Source organism: Mesorhizobium sp. M1423 (genome assembly GCF_040317575.1).
In the GTDB taxonomy this organism is placed as follows: Bacteria; Pseudomonadota; Alphaproteobacteria; order Rhizobiales; family Rhizobiaceae; genus Mesorhizobium.
Map to the genome: position 1 here is coordinate 1 of NZ_JAMYKU010000033.1, position 16297 is coordinate 16297.

At 58.0% G+C, this 16297-nt stretch carries 19 protein-coding genes and 1 tRNA gene; 13 read left to right on the forward strand and 7 right to left on the reverse strand.

Annotated elements, in window-relative coordinates; translation table 11 throughout:
- The 12 genes from NKG95_RS29225 to NKG95_RS29280 all read left to right on the forward strand — a co-directional run.
- On the forward strand, positions 1–283 hold a 283-nt coding region (locus NKG95_RS29225), incomplete at its 5' end, for a hypothetical protein (RefSeq protein ID WP_353043221.1).
- A 105-nt stretch (positions 284–388) separates the two neighbouring features.
- Positions 389–1321: a putative bifunctional lysylphosphatidylglycerol flippase/synthetase gene (locus tag NKG95_RS29230; RefSeq protein ID WP_353043222.1), complete on the forward strand. Its 933-nt coding sequence runs from the start codon at positions 389–391 to the stop codon at positions 1319–1321.
- A gap of 348 nt (positions 1322–1669) precedes the next feature.
- Positions 1670–1743: transfer RNA gene (locus NKG95_RS29235), tRNA-Gln, on the forward strand.
- Between the two features lie 333 nt (positions 1744–2076).
- The gene (locus NKG95_RS29240) at positions 2077–2286 is read left to right on the forward strand and encodes a hypothetical protein (RefSeq protein ID WP_353043223.1); all 210 of its coding nucleotides are present in this window, start codon (positions 2077–2079) and stop codon (positions 2284–2286) included.
- A complete protein-coding gene (locus tag NKG95_RS29245) occupies positions 2286–2531 on the forward strand; it encodes a hypothetical protein (protein WP_353043224.1) in 246 nt (81 codons plus the stop codon). The genes NKG95_RS29240 and NKG95_RS29245 overlap by 1 nt, the downstream gene beginning before the upstream one ends.
- A gap of 51 nt (positions 2532–2582) precedes the next feature.
- Entirely contained in the window at positions 2583–4991 is a 2409-nt protein-coding gene (locus tag NKG95_RS29250; protein WP_353043225.1) for a phage/plasmid primase, P4 family, read from the forward strand.
- 372 nt (positions 4992–5363) lie between these two features.
- Positions 5364–5717: a hypothetical protein gene (locus NKG95_RS29255; protein ID WP_353043226.1), complete on the forward strand. Its 354-nt coding sequence runs from the start codon at positions 5364–5366 to the stop codon at positions 5715–5717.
- A complete protein-coding gene (locus NKG95_RS29260; RefSeq protein WP_353043227.1) occupies positions 5714–7126 on the forward strand; it encodes a terminase large subunit domain-containing protein in 1413 nt (470 codons plus the stop codon). The genes NKG95_RS29255 and NKG95_RS29260 overlap by 4 nt, the downstream gene beginning before the upstream one ends.
- Before the next feature lie 9 nt (positions 7127–7135).
- The gene (locus NKG95_RS29265) at positions 7136–7663 is read left to right on the forward strand and encodes a hypothetical protein (protein WP_353043228.1); all 528 of its coding nucleotides are present in this window, start codon (positions 7136–7138) and stop codon (positions 7661–7663) included.
- Positions 7663–8031: a hypothetical protein gene (locus NKG95_RS29270; protein ID WP_353043229.1), complete on the forward strand. Its 369-nt coding sequence runs from the start codon at positions 7663–7665 to the stop codon at positions 8029–8031. The genes NKG95_RS29265 and NKG95_RS29270 overlap by 1 nt, the downstream gene beginning before the upstream one ends.
- Positions 8032–8045: 14 nt before the next feature.
- Complete coding sequence (locus NKG95_RS29275; protein WP_353043230.1) at positions 8046–8801, forward strand: hypothetical protein; 756 nt, start codon at positions 8046–8048, stop codon at positions 8799–8801.
- A gap of 2 nt (positions 8802–8803) precedes the next feature.
- Complete coding sequence (locus tag NKG95_RS29280) at positions 8804–9382, forward strand: hypothetical protein (RefSeq protein WP_353043231.1); 579 nt, start codon at positions 8804–8806, stop codon at positions 9380–9382.
- Here the strand turns inward: NKG95_RS29280 and NKG95_RS29285 are convergent.
- From NKG95_RS29285 to NKG95_RS29305, 5 genes are all read right to left on the reverse strand, one after another.
- On the reverse strand, positions 9345–9650 hold the full coding sequence (locus tag NKG95_RS29285; protein WP_353043232.1) for an HTH domain-containing protein: 306 nt from the start codon (positions 9648–9650) through the stop codon (positions 9345–9347). The genes NKG95_RS29280 and NKG95_RS29285 overlap by 38 nt on opposite strands.
- A 411-nt stretch (positions 9651–10061) precedes the next feature.
- Positions 10062–11240, reverse strand: a complete 1179-nt coding sequence (locus NKG95_RS29290; protein ID WP_353043233.1) for a site-specific integrase — start codon at positions 11238–11240, stop codon at positions 10062–10064.
- Between the two features lie 756 nt (positions 11241–11996).
- Positions 11997–12416 (reverse strand): hypothetical protein, encoded by a 420-nt coding sequence (locus tag NKG95_RS29295; protein WP_353043234.1) that lies wholly within the window; start codon positions 12414–12416, stop codon positions 11997–11999.
- 373 nt (positions 12417–12789) lie between these two features.
- On the reverse strand, positions 12790–13221 hold the full coding sequence (locus NKG95_RS29300; RefSeq protein ID WP_353043235.1) for a YybH family protein: 432 nt from the start codon (positions 13219–13221) through the stop codon (positions 12790–12792).
- A 1-nt stretch (position 13222) separates the two neighbouring features.
- The gene (locus NKG95_RS29305) at positions 13223–13594 is read right to left on the reverse strand and encodes a hypothetical protein (protein WP_353043236.1); all 372 of its coding nucleotides are present in this window, start codon (positions 13592–13594) and stop codon (positions 13223–13225) included.
- A 205-nt stretch (positions 13595–13799) separates the two neighbouring features.
- Between NKG95_RS29305 and NKG95_RS29310 the strand changes: the two genes are divergently transcribed.
- On the forward strand, positions 13800–14222 hold the full coding sequence (locus NKG95_RS29310) for a CBS domain-containing protein (RefSeq protein WP_353043237.1): 423 nt from the start codon (positions 13800–13802) through the stop codon (positions 14220–14222).
- 1048 nt (positions 14223–15270) lie between these two features.
- On the opposite strand, the gene NKG95_RS29315 is transcribed toward NKG95_RS29310, so the two are convergent.
- Together NKG95_RS29315 and NKG95_RS29320 are read right to left on the reverse strand one after the other, a co-directional pair.
- Positions 15271–15561 carry a hypothetical protein gene (locus NKG95_RS29315; protein ID WP_353043238.1) on the reverse strand — a complete coding sequence of 97 codons (291 nt, stop codon included), beginning with the start codon at positions 15559–15561 and terminating at the stop codon, positions 15271–15273.
- A gap of 21 nt (positions 15562–15582) precedes the next feature.
- On the reverse strand, positions 15583–16251 hold the full coding sequence (locus tag NKG95_RS29320) for an acyl-homoserine-lactone synthase (protein ID WP_353043239.1): 669 nt from the start codon (positions 16249–16251) through the stop codon (positions 15583–15585).
- Positions 16252–16297: the final 46 nt, after the last annotated feature.

Sequence of the window (16297 nt, forward strand, 5' to 3'; positions counted from 1 at the left end):
AACAAGCGAACAACCGCCGCAACCCCGCCGCCGCAAGCTTTTGCTCATGACTGCGCAACAGGTCCCTTGTGGGAGAAGGTGGCCGAGCGAAGCTCGGTCGGATGAGGGGTGCTGGACGGATCGCGGCATTGAAGATGTAACCCCTTCAAATCATTTTATTTTTTTCAAGCCGAGTTTCTTCCAACACCCCTCATCCGGCTCGGCGCTGCGCGCCGATCCACCTTCTCCCACAAGGGAAGAAGGAAAGATGCCAGCGCCACAGCGCGCCTTCCCGGTTGAATAGCCGGCTTCAATGAGGCATTTCTGAAATGAACCATTCGGGATAGCGGGCGGTTTTCCTGCTGCGAACCGGTAACGGGTACGGGCTGCAACGCATGATCGTCAGGCAATGAACTGGAGCCGCTATTTCTGGCCCGTCATCGGCGTCGCCGCGGTGGTGTTCTCGCTGTGGCTGTTGCTGCACGAATTGCGTGGCATCTCGCTCGACGACGTCTGGGACGGCATCGTCGCCATCCCGGCGCGCGGCTGGGTGCTGGCGGCGCTGAGTTCGGTCATCGCCTATGCCTCGCTGGCCGGCTACGACCACATCGCGCTGCTGCACATCGGCAAAAAAGTCTCGTGGCTGTTCGTCACCTTCTGCTCGTTCACCACCTATGCGCTGTCGCACAATATCGGCGGCTCGGTGTTTTCCGGCGCGGTGATCCGCTACCGCGCCTATGGCACCAAGGGCCTGACCGGCCAGGATGTCGGCATTCTGGTGGCGATCTGCTGGATCACCTTCGTGTTGTCGACGCTGTTCGTCTCAGGCATCGTCCTGCTGCTCGAGCCCGAGGTGATCGACCGGTTTTCCGGCACGCCGCATCACAAGCTGTCGCAAGCGGCAGGGCTCGCCATGCTGCTCGTGGTGGCGGCCTATGTCTTCGGCAGTTGGCTGCATCTGAGGCCGTTGAGGATCGGCAGCTTTCAGTTGCACTACCCGGCGCTGCCCATCGTGGCGCGGCAATTGCTGGTCGGCCCGATCGAACTCCTGGCGGCTGCGGCGATCATCTTCTTCGCCCTGCCTGTATCAGGCAATCCCGGCTATTTCGTCGTGCTCGGCGTCTTCCTGGTGTCGTTCTCGATCGCGCAGATCTCGCATGCGCCGGGCGGGCTCGGCGTGTTCGAGGTGGTGTTCCTCGCCGGCTTATCACATATGGACCAGGTCGGCGTGCTGGCGACGCTGCTGGTGTTCCGGTTGTTCTACCTGATCATCCCGCTGCTGATCGCGCTCGGCGTGGTGCTGTTTTTCGAGCACTCGCAATACAGCCGCAACGAGAATTGAAGGCTGGGGCAATCGCGTCAGGCCCTGATGACGACCTCATGTATGTGAGACGATCAATCCTCGAAGTCGGCGCCGCCCCTCATCTGCCTGCCGGCATCTTCTCCCCGTGAAGGACGGGGAGAAGGGGCTAGCCGCAACGCTGGCGCCCCCCTCTCCCCGTCCTTCACGGGGAGAGGGTAAGGGTGAGGGGCAGCGCAAACGGCGGCAGGAGTGACGACAGGGCAAATCTGAAGCAACCGCGCCGATTGAAATGCCTACGGCAGGGTTGACTATTTTCCGGCGGCGGCTACAAGGCACGCGCGGCGAGATCGTCGCCCTGCCCGCGTGGTTTTCTTCAACCGCGCCTGCTGGGGAATAGGTTAACGGTAGACCCACGGACTCTGACTCCGTTAGTCCTGGTTCGAATCCAGGTTCCCCAGCCACTTTAACTCCTTGGAATTGCTGCGCTTTTAGCTTCATCCGATGAAATTCCCTTGTTGCAGTGGCTTGCAACTAAAAGCCAGTAAAAACAACACGGGGCCACACCGGCACGCAACTCCCCTGCAACTGAACTGCAACAAAACTGGCGGTTCTTCGCCGCGTTAACGATGCCGCAACACTGCGCTTGCGAGCGTTAGTTAATTATGTGTAAAGTGCAGTCCCGTCCCCTTCAAAGGACGCTGACACAGGCCCGGGCATCTCATCGGGAAACGCGCAACCAACCGCGCCGACTGTGTCATCAATGCTGAGTCGGCGTACCTAGTACGGAGCCGACCATGGCAGGAACCCACATCAAGCAGGAACACGACCACGACATCGTTTGGGGCACCCCAGCGATTGGCAAGATCATCAATCGCGACGCCCGTGTTGTCGAATATCTGTTCACGAAGTACCCCAAACAATTCCCAGTCAAGAAGGTAGTCGGCGGCTATGTCGCCAGCCGCAAGGCGCTGCTCGCGTGGCTCCTTGAGAAGGAGGATGCGTGATGGACGCCCATGACATTAAGCTGATGGATCGGCTGCTAAAGGTGGCTGAGGGCGCTTTCGACGGCCACCTCTCCATCCTCAAGTTTACCACCAACTGGCGTGTCTCCTTAGAGACGCCAAGCAATCGCGACGATATCGACGCGATGGCAGTGGGCAGCACGTTCAAGGAGGCTGCGCTTACTCTCCTTAATCGGATCCAACTCGCCGATCCGATCCATTCAAAGGAAACGCCGATTCCTGACTGAACAGGAACCGGCGTCTGGAGAAGCATGAGCACATAAAAGCACATCCCGAGCTTGGGCAATGCTCGCAAAACGCTACCCTACTTCAACCTTGAGTTGCAACAGATTTTATTGGGTAGGGTAATGACACAACAGCCACTTGCCGTGGATATCGACGAGGCTGAGCGCTTTCTGAATATCATCGATCCAGAGGCAACATCCTTCACCTTCCAGACAATCGACGACAGTCCAAAGAAAGACCCAAAGCTGGGGCGGGTGCTGAACGGCTCGCTTCGCCAGTGCGCCCCTGAACTAATCAAGATGAACAAGCTGGGTGCCGGCGTCTTCGTCACTATCAACGAGACGAATGGCGAGGGGCGCAAAACGGAAGACATCATCCGTGTCCGCGCTGTCTTTGTCGATCTGGATGGCGCGCCACTTGACCCAGTGCTGAAGGATGTTTGCCCGCCGCAGGTGGTGGTAACGACATCCGAGGGCAAATGGCACGCATATTGGCGCGTCGAGGGGATGGAGCTTGACGAGTTCCCTGCTGCCCAGCGCAAGCTCATCGCAAAGTTTGATGGTGACGAGGTGGTGAAGGATTTGCCCCGCGTCATGCGTCTGCCTGGCTTCTACCACCAGAAAGGCGAGCCACAGCTTGTCCGCATCTACAAGACATGGCTTGTCGAGACATACCCAGCAAGGCAGTTCAGGGGCGATCCGCCTGCCGCAGCCATCCCGCAAGTTGTGGACGCGGCGGACGATGATAATGGCGCGGCCATGCAGCTGGTGGAGAGTGAGTGTGCCAAGGTGGCAGCAACGCCAGATGGCAGCAAGAAGCGCAACGACAACTTGAACAAAGCTGCCTTCACGATAGGTGGGCTAGTCGCGAACGGCTACATTGATGAAGAGGACGCTCGGAAGCGACTTGAAGCAGCGGCGGATGAATGTGGCCTCGCTCGGAAAGAGTCGAGCAAATCAATTCAATCAGGACTGGCGGCTGGCAAGCAGCGCCCCATCACCCCCCGCTTGATCCTAGATCCGACAGACCCGATGCGTAGCGCGAGGAGCATGGTGCTTGCGCGCTACACCGACGACAAGGGGCTGCGCACGCTACAGCGCCACCGCAGCACCTTCTGGGTATGGAATGGCTCGCACTATGCAATTGCCGACGACGAGCAGATCGAGGCTGATGCGTGGGGCTTCCTCGCCGTCGCCTTTCAACCGGGCAAAGAGGGACTAGCACCCTTCAAGCCAAACTCTGCCCGCGTGGCTGACGTAACCAAGGCGCTGCGCGCCGCCGCGCGCCTACCCAATGACATTTCAGCACCCGCATGGATGAACGCCGATCCCGACAAGCCGGCGTCAGAATTTATGGCAGTGAAGAATGGACTGCTTCACGTCCCGAGTGGCGAGATGTGGAAACCCACGGCTAGCTTCTTCAACACCAGTTCATCGGAAGTGTCGTTCAATCCCGACGCCTCCGCACCCAGCAGATGGCTGGCATTCCTGAAGCAAGTGTTTGTCGATGATCAGGAGGCGATAGACGCGCTGCAGGAGTGGTTTGGCTATACGCTTCTGCCTGACACATCGCAGCAGAAAATACTCCTCATCGTAGGACCACGCCGCTCCGGCAAAGGCACTATTGCCCGCGTGCTGACGCAACTGCTGGGACGCGACTCGGTCGCCGGCCCGACTGCATCGGGGCTTGGCGATACATTCGGGCTTGAATCGCTCATACCAAAGCCCCTCGCCATCGTGCCTGACATGCGGATTGGCGCAAGGACGGACAAGTCCACAGTGGCGGAGCGACTGCTGTCTATCTCCGGCGAGGACACGCTTACCGTCAATCGCAAGTTCAAGGACGCGTGGATTGGACGGCTGAACACCCGCATCATGATCCTGACAAATGAGGTGCCCGCGTTCTCCGATGGTGCAGGCGCCCTCGCCAGCCGCTTCCTTGTGCTGATGATGGAGGTGAGCTTCCTCGGCGAAGAGGACAGAGGGCTGTTCGACAAGCTCAAGACTGAAATGGCTGGCATCCTGATTTGGGCGATGGAGGGCTATGAGCGTCTGCGACAGCGTGGGCACTTCATCCAGCCGTCACGCAGCGAGGCGGTGGTGGACGAGATGGAGATGCTTGCGTCCCCTGCCCGCGCCTTCGTGAAGGATTGCTGTGAGGTTGGTCCGGGGTTTGAAGTCACCATCGACGACTTGTTCGACGAGTGGGAGGCGTGGTGCCAGCGCTCCAATATCGACAGGGCAGGCACAAAGAAGTGGTTTGGACGCAATCTGCGCACAGCAGTTCCCGGACTGGGCAGTGGCGACACTGGCACGGGCAATGAACGCACTACCATCTACAAGGGACTGAGACTGACAGATGCTGTCGTGGAACGGCGGCACAGTGCCCAGCAGGCGCGACTTAATCGGGACGCGGTTGACACTGGGAGGGACCCCTTTCACCCAGATGGCTATGGGCGGTGACGGTACACACCTCACAAACCGGGACATTTACACACCCCGTTGCGGCTTGCGCTTTTTCCCAGTGCAAAATTTCCCACTCTAGGATCGGTAAATGTTGGGTGTTGTGCGGTGAGATGAAAATCTGGTCACCTCGCGCTTTTTATTGCAGCAACTGGGCTTGATGCAGGCGGGCTAAAAGCTCAACTGCAATAACGGACTATGCATCCGTTGGTCCGGTACTAAACGATTCAAACTATTGCACAAAAAGGTTCCAGTTGCACTTCAGTTGCAGTGCGCCCTACGCATTTGCACTACTGCACCCCACCCAAAACAAGCAAGCAGATACGTAAGCGACAACACATGGACAGGACTAGGACAGCTATCAAGAAGCCCATGGCTCGCAGCGCCACGACGAATGGCACTGCCGTCCTGCCCAACGTTGATGGTCGAACTGTGTGGGTGCGCCGCCTCTCGGACTTGATGGCACTCATAACACATGACTTGGGGGGCGAGGACGCTATCAGCGAGATGGAGCGCGGCCTGATACGGCGCGTTGCCACCCAGCAGGTGGCTATCGAGAAGATGGAAGCGCAGTTTGCTCAGGACGGCGCGGCAGACGTGAAGGACCTCGACACGCACCAGCGCCTCTCCAATACCCTGCGCCGCAACCAGGAAGCCCTGGGACTGAAGCGCAAAGCAAAGGACATCACCCCGACACTCGACGCCTACCTCGCGAGGCAGGCATGAACATTCTTCAAGCCTGTGCCGACCCCAACCTGTTCGCCCCTTGGTTCAGGAAACGCGAGACGTACATGGCATGGTTCGCCTTCCTCGCCGCTCTGTTCGCCCTGCCCATGGACGCCGCACAGCTTGCCTTGTACCGCGCGCACACAGGCAGGAATGAGCCGCCCGAAGAAGCGTCGGACGAGGCTTGGCTAATCGTCGGGCGACGTGGCGGCAAAAGTTTCATGATGGCGTTGATCGCCGTCTACTTGGCGTGCTTCCGCTCCTATCGCGAGTTCCTAGCGCCCGGCGAACGAGCGACGGTGCTAGTCATCGCCGCTGACAGAAAACAAGCCCGGATCATCGTCCGCTACGTGCGGGCAATGCTTGAGGGCATCCCCCTGCTGACGAAGCTCCTCGTGAACGCGAACTCGGAAAGCTTCGCCCTATCCAACAGCGTCACGATTGAGATTGGCACCGCCAGCTTTCGCTCTACCCGCGGATACACGTTCGCTGCCATCGTCGGTGACGAAGTTGCGTTTTGGCGGACGGGCGACGACAGCGCCAACCCTGACTTTGAAATCCTCGCCGCAGTCCGCCCCGGACTGGCGACAATTCCGGGCAGCATGTTGATATGCGCCAGCAGCCCATACGCGCGGCGCGGTGCGCTGTTTGACGCATGGAAGCGCTACTGGGGCAAGGATCAGACGCCGCTCGTCTGGAAAGCACCAACGCGGGCAATGAACCCAACGCTGCCGCAACGTGTCGTTGACGAGGCGATGGAAAGCGATGCTGCCAGCGCCAAAGCTGAATACGGGGCTGAATGGCGCGAGGACATCGAGGCCTTTGTCCGCCTTGACGTTGTGGAGCGGTGCATACGGACTGACGCGCAAGTGCGAAAGCCGCAACAGGCACTGCTGGGCAGCTATGTCGCCTTCGTGGATCCGTCCGGGGGCAGTGCAGACAGCATGACACTGGGTATCGCCCATCTGGATGGCGACATGGTGATCCTCGACGCGCTGCTTGAGGAACGGCCACCGTTCTCACCTGACACTGTGACGAAGAAGTTTGCCGACTTCCTCAAGACGTACGGGATCAGCAGCGTTGAGGGTGACCGGTACGCTGGCGAGTGGCCGCGTGAAGCGTTCCGCAAACAGGGCATCGAGTACAGACTGGCGGACAAGACGCGCTCCGAATTGTATCTCGATCTGCTCCCTGTCCTGAACAACGAGAGCGTCGATCTTCTCGATAACCCCAAGCTCGTCAACCAGCTCGTCGGACTTGAGCGGCGTGTTGCGCGAGGGGGGCGTGAGAGCATCGACCATGCGCCGGGGGGACATGACGACATCGCCAATGCGGCGGCGGGCGTCATCAACATGGTGACGCGCCCTGTCCTCCGCACAATCACCACCACCCTAGCCATTCCGATGTGAGAACAGAACATGCGTAGCGGCGACATCATAACATCACGGCGTGGGCACAAATGGATCATCGGCTATCCGGTCGAGGAAGGTGCATACGAACGCGCTCTCGGCAAGGGCCGTCACTATTTTTTGATTCGCGCTATCGACTGGAATGGCACGCCCAACCTGCTGTTCACATTGCGCCCCCAATGCGACATCCGGAAGGGTTGGCAGCGGAACGACTTTGAAGTCGGATATTCGTCAGCTGGATACCTGAATGGTTCGGTGAGCCTCGTGCGGCAGGACACGCTCTATTTCGCGGTGCCCGCTACGGCAGACGTTCACCCCTTCACGGAGGTGCATGACGGCAAGATGCTGGTCAAAGCGGCGTCGGGCTTCAACGACCTGTTCGTCGCGGTGCAATATGATAGCGACGGCGGCGGCTCAGACCACCTCATTTTGTGGCGTTGGCAATTCGCACTGCTGATGCAGCGTGACCGCGAGGGGAAGGCGCCCATCGATTTTTCGCAAGTGCAGGGCCGCATAGCGCGGCCGGAGGAAATCTGATGACCGTAGCTGTCGGCGATATCGTCGTGTCGGGATCAGGGTTGCGGTGGTGCGTCTTGGGCTTCGTTGGCAACGCATCCGGGACACAGGACGCGAAGCTGATCCGCAAAAACAGCGAGGGCACTTTCACCGGCCTCCAGAAGGACGCCGAAATGCTGATCCCGGTGGAGACGCCTGTTTTCGAGTCGGGCGATGCAGTGACGATTGACGGCTTCAAGGGCCGGTACATGAGCCGCGATGGCGACGTGGCGCGCATCATGCTGGAACCACGCCGACGCCAATTGTCGAGCGGCGGATTTGTCCAGATCGAGGCCGGCGTTGCTCGTGCCTCGTTTGCATTGCTCGTCGTCCAAAATCGAAAAGTCTGAAAAGGAGAAGACACATGGCAACCGCCGCCGACCTGGAACAAAAGCTGCACGTCAGCCCCTCAATTCACGAGGGCCTGATTGACCACCACGCCGCAAGGCAGAGGGGCAACGACAAGCCGCCCGAACCCGATCTTGAGCAGGTCGTGCTATCAGGAGCGATGAAGCTAGCGCGGGAAGAAGCCAACGCGCTGGTCGCTCTCGCTGAGGCAGTGTACGGGGACGCCTCGCAAACGCCCGAACAAGCGGCGATTCAGCTAGCCGCCGCCGCGCAGAGGACAGGCGAGCGTGTGGCAGCGCGGCTCGTCGCCGCGAACGAAAAGGCGGACGCCACAATTGCTTCACTGGAAAAGGCGACGTTCGCTCCTCCCCCTGACGCAGACATAGGCGAGAAGTTCGACAAAGAGGTCCGTCAAGCCCTCAAAAGCATGACGCCAGATCAACGCCGCGAAGAGCTGGCAGAAGCATTCGAAGCCGGTGACACAGCGACGATCGGCGCCGTGCTGCGCGCGCCAAGAATGCTTACCGGAATGACTTCGACCGAGCTTGCCTCGCTCAGGCATCGATTCCAGACGAAACATTTTCCTGCCGAGATGGCTCGTTTGGAGAGGCTGAAGAAGATGCGGGCTGCGTCTGAAACGGGCGGCGGAGCATTTGTCGAGCTCGTCAAGAAAGTCGGCAAAGGCCGATTTGGCAAATTTGTCGACAACGCAATCACAGCTCGTTCAAAGCGCGAAAGCGCGCTGGCGGCACATCAACAACAGGAGGCATGAGCATGAGCAGTTGGAAAAATAACCACACCACAAGTGAGGGCGTTGTCCTTCGCAGAAAGATCGCGACTGCCGATCTTGCGTCAGTCCCCGAGGAATATCGCGTAGCCTACCGAGAGGCTGACCAGGATGATGAAGATGAAGCAGGCTATGACTTCATCCTGGCCGTCCGAGCAGCGGATTACGTCGCGGAGGCCAAGGCCGAGATCGCCCGCCTCGACGCCGCTCTCGAGACGCTGAAAGTTGAAGGTCCTGCGATGGTGGCGGCTGAGAAGCAAGCGTCACGCGACTATGCTGTCTCTACCACCCTTCGTCATTCGCTCGTGAATGCCGGCGTCAAGGGCGGGTTGGTAGAAGGTGTTATCTCACTGCTGAAGGACGAAAATGACTTCGAGGTGGGGGAATCTGATGACCGCAAAAAGAAGCGTGTCGTCCATGCCCGAACCGAGCGTGGGCTGCTGACGGTCGATGCACTGGTCCAGCAGTTCGTCACCAACGAAGGGGCAGCTTATCTGGAAAAGCGCGCTGCCCCCGTCGGTGGCCACTTCAGTCAGCTACAGTCGGGGCTGAAGCTGCGTCACTGACAACTGGACCCTTGCCAAAGGCGAGCGTCTTTTCCTTTGATCGCTTTGGCTTGACGGTCGAGTAGCGCATCGCACCGTCCTTCATGACACCGGCAATTTCAACGCCGGCGCGCTTCACGTCGCCGATCAGCGAATAGGCGGCCTGCTTGCTGATTGATAGCTGCTCCGCGATCTCAGCCACGCTGACGGCGCCGGCATTTAGCAATTCCTGCACGCGGGATTTCTTGGTCTGCGGCTTGTCGGCTGCTACGTCTTTGCTCTTGGGCATGTGATGTTCTCCTGTCTGACACGTCCTTGATGGACGAAAAGCAGACTAGGACAACATTCCTAATTGGTAGAGCGACTGGCAGTTGTCTATGGAAAACGTGTCAAGCCCTTGGCTGTACACAAGTTAGCTGTGAAACGCGGGTATCAATGTCGTTTTGGTGGGGACTCTTGCAGATAACTGGCAATGAGCGCCAAAAGGAAGAGTATGTAGAGGGTCATCTTCAACCAAGGATTCGCCCCAGATGACGCCAGTTCAAATTTCCTACGTGATGCTCGCACTCTCGTATTTAGCAGCAGCCTATGCGCTTTACTCCCCGCACTAGGGCCCGCACAGCAGCAAGCTTCGCGCGGCCCGCACACTTGGGGCGAAGTGCATGCTTGTCCGCTACAGGCGAAGGCTTTGGCCGAGCAACTAGAAAAGCGCAGCTTCCGCCGCAGCGAGTTCAGCACTCGCGTCCCCTTTCGGGAACAGATGGCCGTAAACGTCCAGCGTCATGACGATGGACGAGTGCCCCAAGCGCTCCTGAACGGTCTTGGGAGCCAGGCCAAGCCCTTTGTCTTCCTTTGAGTTAATGCAGTACGAGGCATAGTAGTGGCGCAGCGCATGGAGGCCGGTGTACTTCGGCGCTAGGACGGGATTGCCGTCGCCGTCTAGTTCGTCGGTCTTGACAGTCACCCCAGCGCTGATTTGAGCTGGGTGCCACCAATCCTTTATGATGTTGGCATGGTTCATGACGTTGTCCCGCTGCATGGCGCTATCAACCTCGCGCGGCAGACTCGGGAACACCAGCTTCCGCGAAGTGCAGGCAAGCTTCCATTCGCGAAGCTCGGCAGTCAATTTATCGCCGATTGGCAACGTCCGAATGCCGCTGGCGGACTTGGGGGAACCAAGCTTCCCGTAAGCATCAGCGCGCTGACTGACTTCGATCGTCTGCTTCGCGAAGTCAATCGCCTCCCAAGCAAGTCCCCGTAGCTCGCTAGCCCGCATGCCGGTGAGAGCAGCGGTGCGGAGGAATACGCGCGCCCTACCCTCCTTAGCGGCGGCTATGATCAGCTTCACTTCCTCGGTGGTGGGGATATCGACGCCGACCTTGAGACGTTTCTTGTGCCGTCCATCCTTGGGTTTGCTATCGCGGCCCATCTCCTTCACCGCGTTGAAGATGACCTTGCCCTGCTTTTGGGCGTTTGACAAAAGCGCTCCAAGGCTAACTCGCACGTTGCGCACCATCGCCTCCGAAAGGCCCTGCTTGCGGAGCTTGGCGAGGAAGTCGTAGACGAATGGCACGCCGATCTTGTTGAGCTTCGTCTTTCCGATGTTGGGATAGATGTGATGCTTCAAATGCCCGGCGTATTGATCCCGCGTACTGCGCTCAAGACCAGCGCATGCTTCGATCCACAACTCCCCGGCCTCTTTGACCGTGATTGAATCGATGTCGGGGACATGCGTGTTCCCCTTAAGCTCCATGCGGATTTTCGCCTCTGCCTCTTTCGCCTCCTTCTGGGTGCGATAAAGCATTTGGTGGCGCTTGCCATTGCCATCGAAATAGTCGTGGCACCATTTATCAGTTCCTAAACGCTTCCGGACCGACATTACGATTTTCTCCTGTCTCTGGAGAAGCATACTAACGGATTCCCGTGCAACAAAGCAACGAGGCAATGCAATGCCCCATCGCTTCCCCAAATGGGGCCAGCTTTATAACTTGATACGAGAGAGGCCTATGTCGCCGGACGTTCTGTTCAAGGAGCTTGGCTGTGCTAATAGAGGAGCGGTCGTCCAGCTTGTCGATGATCTGAGATGCGCTGGCATTGAGGTGGAGACATTGCTTAGCAATGGCACGGTGATAACGAACGTCGCCCAAAGGGGTACGAGGGGTGCCAACTACAAAGTTGTGACATATCAAATCAGGAGCGGTCCTGACACGTTTGAGTCGTTTCGAGACGACATGACAGAGGCTGGGAACAGGCGACGCGCGCGCCGTGCAACCAAACTGCAACAAGGAATAGAAAAATCCGAATGAAAACAACGGACTTGCAAGGACTCTGACTCCGTTAGTCCTGGTTCGAATCCAGGTTCCCCAGCCAGATTGCTTTTTTCGTCACCTAGAGAACATTAGAAATTGCTAAGCGTTATAATCAAGCGAATAATCCACATGGGTCATTCTGATTGATTGACGCTGGTCCCCAAGCATCTAACAATGTGTCTGAAAGGGAGGGTTCAAGTGCCTAATCGGCCGCGACCTCTTTCAAACCAGCAACCAGCCGACCCGACCAGCCAATATCCGGGGTGTGGTCAGGGCGCTTGTCGCCGGGCATCGGCGGTCATTCCCACCTCCGCGACATGGGCGATTCACATTTCGTAGCGCTCAATCGACTTTGAAGCGCCCTTCAATTCCTGACGCGATAAGCTAATCAGTTCTTCCCACAGCGCCACGAGCTTTGACGCCTTTTTATCCAGCGCCGCGATCTCGGCCATGATCTCTTTGTAGATTTCATCGCTTACGTATCGGCCACCCGACGGACGCCACGTCGATCTCCCGTGGCCATCGTATGTATAGAGACCGTAAAAATCCATGTAAAATTCGAGCGCGCCCTTTGAAAAATTCTCGTAAATTGCTTGAATTTTAATGTTATGAAAAGGAAATATGTCATTTTCTTTATAATATATTAGACTCTGAAGCCCTTTGTAATCATCGGCGTCCATATACGTTTGTATGGCCTTCTGCTCCCCCTCCGCTCCCATGCGCATCATTGGCGCGGTAAAGCGCAAAAGGAAAGCTCGCCGGGGTGAGCGGGGGCTTTAATCGGTGGGCGCGGGGAATTAAGGTGACAGTGGAATTACGGTGACAATGCACTTTTTACCATGTCGCCCCGCCGCATGGTGCACCTTGCCCACGTTCCCGGTCTGCTGCATCCCCCGGCACCGTACGGGCGAGTCAAAGTGTTTTCACGTCCGAGGTGTTCCACAAGAACTGCTCATCGAGTATTGCCGCGTCGCCGATGTCGCGGTTTTCGATGCGCCCGTGGGCCGAGAGCATCGCCGGGCAAATCGGCAAAGCCGTGAAACCCGGAAAACGAGGCACGCGGCGAAAAGAAATTAGTGCACTGTCACCGTAATTCCTAAAACCTTTCCGGCAACGCTTCTACTCCCCGACAATGGACGTCGGCGGGCGTGCCGAGGTTATCGGATCGGCATGACGAAGGACGATCCTCCACGCGCCTTCCTCGCGCCGGAATATGGTGGTGACTCGAAGCGCAATCGGCACCAGTTTGTTGCCACCACCGACCTTGGATTGGAACCGCTCGACCTCGATGATGTATCCCAAGCCGGCTGTCGCATACTCCGAGATGCGCTCAAAGCCGATGGCCTTGCCGTGCCGGTAATTGGTGGCGGCCCGTTCCATGGTCTCAGCGGCCTTTCTCCATCCCTTCGCCGGCGGGCCAAAGGGATTGGCAATAATGACGTCGTCCTGTCGCGAGTAGAGGTTTTTCAAGGGCTCAGGATCGCCCTTTACGAAGGCATCCAGAGCCAGATGATCCTGCTCGATAAATTTCGTCAGGTCGGAGGCTAACATCTTAATATCGTCCCATGACTAAAAAGAGAACTCTATCAAGCACTTCATCCGCCCTTCGCCTCGCCGTAGGCGTTCGGTCCGGAGTATAGATCAGAATTACGGTGAGTGCACTTTTTACCATGTCGCCCTCGCCGCATGGTGCACCCTTACCGGCATTCCCGGTCTGCCGCATCCCCAGCACCGCACGGGCGAGCCAAAGTGTTTTCACGTCCGAAGACCACGTGTTCCACAAGAACTGCTCATCGAGTATTGCCGCGTCGCCGATGTCGCGGTTTTCGATGCACCCGTGGGCCGAGAGCATCGCCGGACAAATCGGCAAGCCATGAAACCCGGAAACGAGCCAGGCGGCGAAAAGAAAATAGTGCACTGTCACCGTAATCGCACCGTAATCGCTCGTGGACCGACGCGACCTGCGGCAGGTGATCCTGGCACGAAGAGCCGGGGCATGATCGGCTGGAGATGGACGCATGACAACCACCGCAAAATGCGGGTCTGGATGATGACCTCTGGCAGCCAAACCCCGTCCGCGTTAGAATGGGACAGGGGGACATTCACCAACCCAGCAAGGGAGGTCCGCCATGAAAGTCAAAGACGCAATGCATAAGGGTGTCGACTGGGTCAGCCCCGAAACCGCTGTCACCGAACTGGCGAAAATGATGCGAGCCCAGGATATCGGGTCGATTCCCATCGGAGAGAACGACCGACTGATCGGAATGGTGACCGACCGCGATATTGTCTGCAAGGGACTGGCGGACGATGGTTTCGACGGCCGCACCGCAACGGCGCGCGATGTCATGACGGCCGGCATTCACTGCTGCCGCGAAGACGACGATCTGGCCAAGGCCGTACGGCACATGGAGGAACTGAAAATCCGCAGGTTGCCGGTGATCAACAAGAATATGCGAATGGTCGGCATCCTTAGCGTCGGCGACGTCAGTCAGTCGGCACCGAAGGAAATGGTGTCCGAATACGTCAAGAGCGTTTCCGCCCACCACCACTGAAGGGCGGCTCGCCGTGCGCTAAGGCCTCAGTCTGCCGCCGCGCTGGCCACAGCGCGCCGGCAGAAATGTCCGGTCATCGAGGCCGACGCCGACATTTCATGCTACAACTCTACACAGCACTGCCGAGAAGGAGCGCCGCGACAAAATGGCGGCGTCCATAAAGCAGTCGCCCTGACCTTAATCGCAGCCGTGGCGCACCGGAAAGCCCGCCGGCTGGAGCGTCTGCAGTCGCCAGAGTGTGGGTAACTTTATGCAGCCTTCAGGTTAATCACCCGCATCACTGCGACCGCTGTTCCGTTGTTCGTAGCAGCCTCCTTCGTGCGCCCGTGCAGCCAAATAGTCAAAACACAATTGAGCAGGCCAACGCCTGGCCTGCGCGCGTTCTGGCGTGCCGCTGTCCTACACCGCCGAAGTGCTTCGCGCGTCTTGGCGGCTCGCTGCGGCTGGCTGCGCATGGCCTGCCTGCCACACCTCTTGACTGTCCGAGCGGGTTAGATACTTTTTGCTGCGTGCCTTGAGAAAAGCGGTGCCGGGCACCTTGGTCAGCCGCGTGATAACCGACGAATGGGTGAGCCCTCACGTCGAAGAGAAAGAAGAAACAGCACCAGCTCTTGGTGGCCGCGCTGCCTAAAGCGAAACCGAAAATGACCTAGATTGTTGATGCGACGCGGGAAATTGGCCGCTAAGGATGAATTACGGTGACAGTGCACTTTTACCATGTCGCCTCGGCCGCATGGTGCACCTTGCCCGCGCTCCCGGTCTGCCGCATCCCCCAGCACCTCACGGGCGAGCCAAAGTATTTTCACGTCCGAAGACCACGTGTTCCACAAGAACTGCTCATCGAGTATTGCCGCGTCGCCGATGTCGCGGTTTCGATGCACCCGTGGGCCAAGAGCATCGCCGGGCAAATCGGCAAAGCCGTGAAACCCGGAAAACCAGAGCAGGCGGCGACAGAAAATAGTGCACTGTCACCGTAATTCCTTCCATGGCTTCAAACAGCAAGAGGCGCGGCCGAGACCGCGCCTATTCCAACGGGGTCGCCTATTCCCTAGATTGTCGAAACTATGACTGCCGTGAAATCAGTGGGCGGAAAGACCCTTCCACTTGTATCCTGAGCCCCCTGCATAACGACGATGTATTCTGGTCCAACCTGCTTGATCCAATAGCTACTTGTTATGTATGGCACGTTATGGCAATGGGATATTACCGGGACAAAATTTCCCTTGTACTTTTCATCTATTTCAAACGATAGTATACTATCTTTCCACGATGTCACATTTTTCGAATGCTCTGCCAAATTGCCCTCTTTTATTCTGGCTGATGCAAGAATTACAGACATGATCATCCCTCCCATTCATGATTACACTTCTACCCGGTTGTGGACTAAAGATATGCTATTTTCTTGGAGAAAGGGCATTTGCGTCCCCCGCCTCGCCAACAGCGAATGCTCGATCCCCAATACCTTCCGCACACTCGCCAGTGCCGCCTCATTCACCTCGATATACGCGACGATGTACCATTCGCCGTTTTCTTCCCTGGCCATGCCCATCGGCTCGGCCCGCCATTTGAGCGCGCCATGGTGGGGCATGAAGTAGGTTTCCTGGACGCCGCCGACGGCGCTGAGGCCCTCGTCTAGAGCGTATTCCATCACCGCGCAGCACAGCTGCGTCAGCGTTCCCCTCAGTCCGGCAGTTCGCTTGTCGGGAACGACGAATGTGCGGGTCCATTCGGCCCAATCAGGACGTCTTGGGACGCCCGATTTTTCGCACATGTGAGAAAAAACCTCCGAGACCATGTGCGGCTCGCTCGTTGGGATCAATCGAGCCGAAGTCACTACGCGATCGTCTTCAATGCCCAGCAGGTATGTCGCCGCGTCTGTATCGAATTGATCCAGTTCGCGACCATCCGGGCTCGGAGGGCGCCAGCGTTTTTGATGCACGAAGAAGTCGTGCCGCCGGCGCAGAAATTCGTCGAATTCGTTTTCGTAGAGATGCTTGTTATGCGCGTTGACTACGTGGGCCGTTATCATGGCGCGATCCCCCGATCGTTCTCGCGGCGGATATTTGCAGCCTCGC

Bases quoted from the DNA above. Each gene is read 5' to 3' on its own strand.
- NKG95_RS29230 (WP_353043222.1), top strand. From the start codon at position 389: ATGAACTGGAGCCGCTATTTCTGGCCCGTCATCGGCGTCGCCGCGGTG.
- NKG95_RS29240 (WP_353043223.1), top strand. From the start codon at position 2,077: ATGGCAGGAACCCACATCAAGCAGGAACACGACCACGACATCGTTTGG.
- NKG95_RS29245 (WP_353043224.1), top strand. From the start codon at position 2,286: ATGGACGCCCATGACATTAAGCTGATGGATCGGCTGCTAAAGGTGGCT.
- NKG95_RS29255 (WP_353043226.1), top strand. From the start codon at position 5,364: ATGGCTCGCAGCGCCACGACGAATGGCACTGCCGTCCTGCCCAACGTT.
- NKG95_RS29260 (WP_353043227.1), top strand. From the start codon at position 5,714: ATGAACATTCTTCAAGCCTGTGCCGACCCCAACCTGTTCGCCCCTTGG.
- NKG95_RS29265 (WP_353043228.1), top strand. From the start codon at position 7,136: ATGCGTAGCGGCGACATCATAACATCACGGCGTGGGCACAAATGGATC.
- NKG95_RS29270 (WP_353043229.1), top strand. From the start codon at position 7,663: ATGACCGTAGCTGTCGGCGATATCGTCGTGTCGGGATCAGGGTTGCGG.
- NKG95_RS29275 (WP_353043230.1), top strand. From the start codon at position 8,046: ATGGCAACCGCCGCCGACCTGGAACAAAAGCTGCACGTCAGCCCCTCA.
- NKG95_RS29280 (WP_353043231.1), top strand. From the start codon at position 8,804: ATGAGCAGTTGGAAAAATAACCACACCACAAGTGAGGGCGTTGTCCTT.
- NKG95_RS29285 (WP_353043232.1), bottom strand. From the start codon at position 9,650: ATGCCCAAGAGCAAAGACGTAGCAGCCGACAAGCCGCAGACCAAGAAA.
- NKG95_RS29290 (WP_353043233.1), bottom strand. From the start codon at position 11,240: ATGTCGGTCCGGAAGCGTTTAGGAACTGATAAATGGTGCCACGACTAT.
- NKG95_RS29300 (WP_353043235.1), bottom strand. From the start codon at position 13,221: ATGTTAGCCTCCGACCTGACGAAATTTATCGAGCAGGATCATCTGGCT.
- NKG95_RS29310 (WP_353043237.1), top strand. From the start codon at position 13,800: ATGAAAGTCAAAGACGCAATGCATAAGGGTGTCGACTGGGTCAGCCCC.
- NKG95_RS29315 (WP_353043238.1), bottom strand. From the start codon at position 15,561: ATGTCTGTAATTCTTGCATCAGCCAGAATAAAAGAGGGCAATTTGGCA.
- NKG95_RS29320 (WP_353043239.1), bottom strand. From the start codon at position 16,251: ATGATAACGGCCCACGTAGTCAACGCGCATAACAAGCATCTCTACGAA.